The 3,443-nt window shown below is 64.9% G+C and carries 6 protein-coding genes; all 6 read right to left on the bottom strand.

Annotation, left to right across the window (positions count from 1 at the left end):
- A partial coding sequence (locus RKP46_RS06410; protein ID WP_409194110.1) for a transposase occupies positions 1–855 on the bottom strand: 855 nt, incomplete at its 3' end.
- Positions 856–1,167: 312 nt separating this feature from the next.
- A complete protein-coding gene (locus RKP46_RS06405) occupies positions 1,168–1,482 on the bottom strand; it encodes a hypothetical protein (protein ID WP_311105870.1) in 315 nt (104 codons plus the stop codon).
- Between the two features lie 38 nt (positions 1,483–1,520).
- Positions 1,521–2,015, bottom strand: coding sequence for a hypothetical protein (locus tag RKP46_RS06400; protein WP_311105869.1), 495 nt, complete (start codon positions 2,013–2,015; stop codon positions 1,521–1,523).
- 96 nt (positions 2,016–2,111) lie between these two features.
- Positions 2,112–2,459 (bottom strand): hypothetical protein, encoded by a 348-nt coding sequence (locus RKP46_RS06395; RefSeq protein ID WP_311105868.1) that lies wholly within the window; start codon positions 2,457–2,459, stop codon positions 2,112–2,114.
- Between the two features lie 388 nt (positions 2,460–2,847).
- Positions 2,848–3,234: a type II toxin-antitoxin system VapC family toxin gene (locus RKP46_RS06390; RefSeq protein ID WP_311105867.1), complete on the bottom strand. Its 387-nt coding sequence runs from the start codon at positions 3,232–3,234 to the stop codon at positions 2,848–2,850.
- On the bottom strand, positions 3,231–3,443 hold a 213-nt coding region (locus RKP46_RS06385), incomplete at its 5' end, for a type II toxin-antitoxin system prevent-host-death family antitoxin (RefSeq protein ID WP_311105866.1). The genes RKP46_RS06385 and RKP46_RS06390, both read right to left, overlap by 4 nt.

Below are 3,443 nucleotides of genomic sequence, written 5' to 3'. Positions count from 1 at the left end.
GGTGCCGCACTCAAGCGCCGCCGCGGATTTGCAGCTCTGCCGAAAGGACACGGCGGCCAGGCTGTCGTGCATCGAGGCGCTGGAGAGCAGGACCGCAATCGGTACGCCACAATCGGCGGTGTCGAGAGGTAGCTTGTAGCCGCTCCAACTGTTCTTGCAGCCTTGCGCATTGCACTTCGTGCCGCGATCACAGACCGTCGGGATCTCGTCGGGCATTTCCGCCAAAGTCTGCCCGCGTTGGCGCTGGATCGGAGACGGCTTCGCGGCCGGACGCGCTTCGCCACGCCGAGGTCGGTCTCGCGTGCTCGCCGGCGCCTGTATTTCAGGCGCAGTCGCTTGGGCTGGGCTCGCTTCCGCCGGAAACAGCGTCGATTGTGCCGTGCCGGCCGCGTTCACTGCGGGCGGTTCCTGCCGCGACGGGTGCTCGCGTGCTTCGATGGCCGTGCCATCGCGACTGAGACGCCCGATCAGTTGGTCCCCGAGATGTTCCTCGACCAGGGCTTCATGCACGCGCTGGCCCAGGCCGCTTTCGGCAAACTCGTCGAAGGCGCGCGAGAACGTGGCTTTGGAAGGCAGTTTCTTGCCCAGCGGGAAACCACTGATGCGGCGCAGCGCACGGTCGGTCATCAGTCGCTCGATCAGCCCAACGGTCGTCGCCAACCCCGGCACCGCCTTGGCCACAAAGGCGTTCGCCAGCCAGGCTCGCTCAAAGGGCGGATGTCCCACTCCACTCCACGATGTTCCCGTAAACTCCTCGATGCGTACCCATTCCAGGAGGTGGATCAGCTTCTCCAGTTTCGGCGTCAGCGGACCGAATGGCTCGACCCACTCGGGCACCAGCTCGTGTTGAATCACGTGCCACCGTTGCACCAAAGCCGCCCGTGCAGCGATGATCGTGATCAAACCCTCCGCTGCTGTCCCCGAATCGTGCGCGGCGTTCAGCGGTCAGTGGGTTGGCCGTTGGAGTCAGGACAATATTGGGCAGAACGGGCTGTGGATCGCCGAAATCGACGCCGATTGCACGGCAAAGCTATCTTACGACCGGAGTGACGCTCCGCCTGACCGCTTGATTACCCTGTAAATCAAGGGCGCCGCGCTGTCCTTTCTATGCAATTCATCTACCGGCGGCTGTGTTTTCAAACGCAGGGGCGATGATCTTTGGGCAGGCTAACCCAAGCCCTCGGGCGGCAAGAATAGTGCCGTTTTCGAAAGGGTCAGATAGGTAGATAAGGAAACGCCGGCAAGATGAATACATTTGGCCACCCACCTTTGATCATCGATACCTGATTTGCCAATTTTGGATTCGCTTATCCCGAACTCAGGCTGCTTATGGACCAGGTTCGGCGAAAACGATGACGATACCGGCTGGTCGTCCGGGTCGGTTGTCGGACGCAATTCGTCGATGACCTGGCGGATGGCCCCGGCGATGTCGGCGAGGGTTTCTTCGAGGTCCGGCGTCTCGGCAATCGAACGGCCCTCCACGGACAAAAGCGGGAAGCGGCTGGGCGTCGGGATCAGTTTCAGCAGTCGCTGCGACGCGATTGGACCGGGATCAGCCGCGTCTGGCCCGACAGCGATCGGTTCAGCACGTGCTCGAAATCGCCACGGCAAGAAGGTGTGGACAGGAACTCGGCGCTGAGCAGCACCAGGATCAATTCGGCTTCGACCACGGTGGCGGCGATGTCCACCGTCCAGTCGCCCTCCTGCGGCGCATGCTGTCGAAATGCGATCCGTCCGTCGGCTTCGCTGGACGCCAGATGGCGACGCAAGATCCGGCAGTCGCCTTGATCCTGGGACACGTACAGGAATGCGCCCTCACCGGCGACACAGGTGGTTCGAATACCGCTTCCGCGATGTTTTCCATTGGCATGGAACGGTCTTCTACGACCGCTTCTTTGCGCGCTGACGCCGGGAGCGGTTCGGGCCATGGCGGCGCGGGCGGTGTCGAGTGCCGAACGCTGGCCGGCGCCAAATGGCATGATACGCCGGGCGCGGGCGAAGCCGCGGCCCATCATGGGCGTCGGCGGGGAGCAACGGGTAAGCGCCGTCGGTATCCGGGTCCAGGCCGATCAGCGGAGCCTGGCCGTCCGACGAAACCGTGGTTCCGAAGATCAGCCCGTCGATCCGCGGGAGAAGCGTGAGCCAGTAGGGCGCCATGGCACCGAACAGACCGGTTTGCACCCCCTTCGTCCGGCGGTCTGGCGAACGACGAAGCGGGCGCCAAGTGAGAAGGCGGTGACCAGGCTGCGGCCGTCGAGTCGCGGCACGGCGAGACTGTTCAGGGTGGTGACTCGTGCGGGAGCGACGATACGTTGACCGCCCGGATCGGCCAGGCCGTCGAGCGCCGCTGCCAGCGTTTGCAGCAGCGCCGCCTGATGGGCCTTCCGGGCCTCGTAGAGCAACAGCAGGCTGCCTGTCGTTTCCACCGGCGGGCGATGCCGCTGCTGGAAAGCGTTCAACCAGTCGTTGTGCTGTTTGCCGTCGGCGATGGCGGTGCGGTGCTCATGAGACGGCGGTGACGTGTCGGCTCGCCCAAGTGCGAGAGGATCTCGCGCACGGCGCCCGCGTCGGTGATGAAGGCAATGATTCGCAGCTCGCCGCGACAGCGTGGGCAGACGCGTGCAAAGACCGGATAGATGCGCGCATTGTCGGTGGCCAGCGGCCAGATCGCGGCGCGCGCCTGGGGAACTGCTGCGGCAACGGCTGCCGGCCAGGCTGGTCATGGGAGCCGCCTTCGGCATCGCCGGCGTCATCGCCGCGGCGGTCTGCTACGCCTATCTGAAGGATAAACTGCGAAGAGATCAGGGCTGGCTTGCGCGGCGCTCCGGCAGCCAGCCCTTGGCTGCGTTACCAGACAAGCCGCGTGCCAAACAAACCGAAAACCGGATCGCGCGTGACCAGGCTGGCGGATTCCAGTTCGGCTTGGGCGGCCAGTACCCGGTCGAAAGGATCCCGGTGCTCCAGCCGATAAGCCCCTGCGCGCAGAGCGTGCAAGTAGCTCACCGGCAAGTGCGTAAAGCCGTCGGCCTCCACCAGTTCATGGAAGCGCTCGGCTGCCGCACCGGCCCCCGCCAGCTTGCCGAGGCGGAACTTGGTGGCGATTTCCCAGGCGCTGGCCGCGCTGACCAGAACCAGATTGCCTTCGTTCTGGATGCAGGACCGGGCGCGGGAGGAAAGCTGTGAGTCGTCGGTCCACCACCAGAGCAGGGCGTGGGTGTCGAGCAGCAGCTTCATCGGCCTTCCCAGGCCGCCAGTTCGCTTTCCGGCAGGTGCTCGAAGAATTCCGGCCCGACCTGTCCTGCGAGGCGGCCGGGCCGCCGCCCGCCTGCCTGCTGCGCCAGCGGCACCATCCGCGCATAAGGCTGGCCGGCCTTGGCGAGGATGATCTCCTGCCCCGCATGGGCCTGCTCCAGCAGCCGGGAGAACTGAGTCTTCGCTTCGTG

Source organism: Accumulibacter sp. (assembly GCF_031732815.1).
Lineage (GTDB): Bacteria > Pseudomonadota > Gammaproteobacteria > Burkholderiales > Rhodocyclaceae > Accumulibacter.
Note: the sequence above shows the minus strand (reverse complement) of the source record. Positions and strands in the feature narration are given on the sequence as shown.

Coding starts and splice junctions, on each gene's coding strand:
- RKP46_RS06390 (WP_311105867.1), bottom strand. CDS start 3,234: ATGAAGCTGCTGCTCGACACCCACGCCCTGCTCTGGTGGTGGACCGAC.
- RKP46_RS06400 (WP_311105869.1), bottom strand. CDS start 2,015: ATGATGGGCCGCGGCTTCGCCCGCGCCCGGCGTATCATGCCATTTGGC.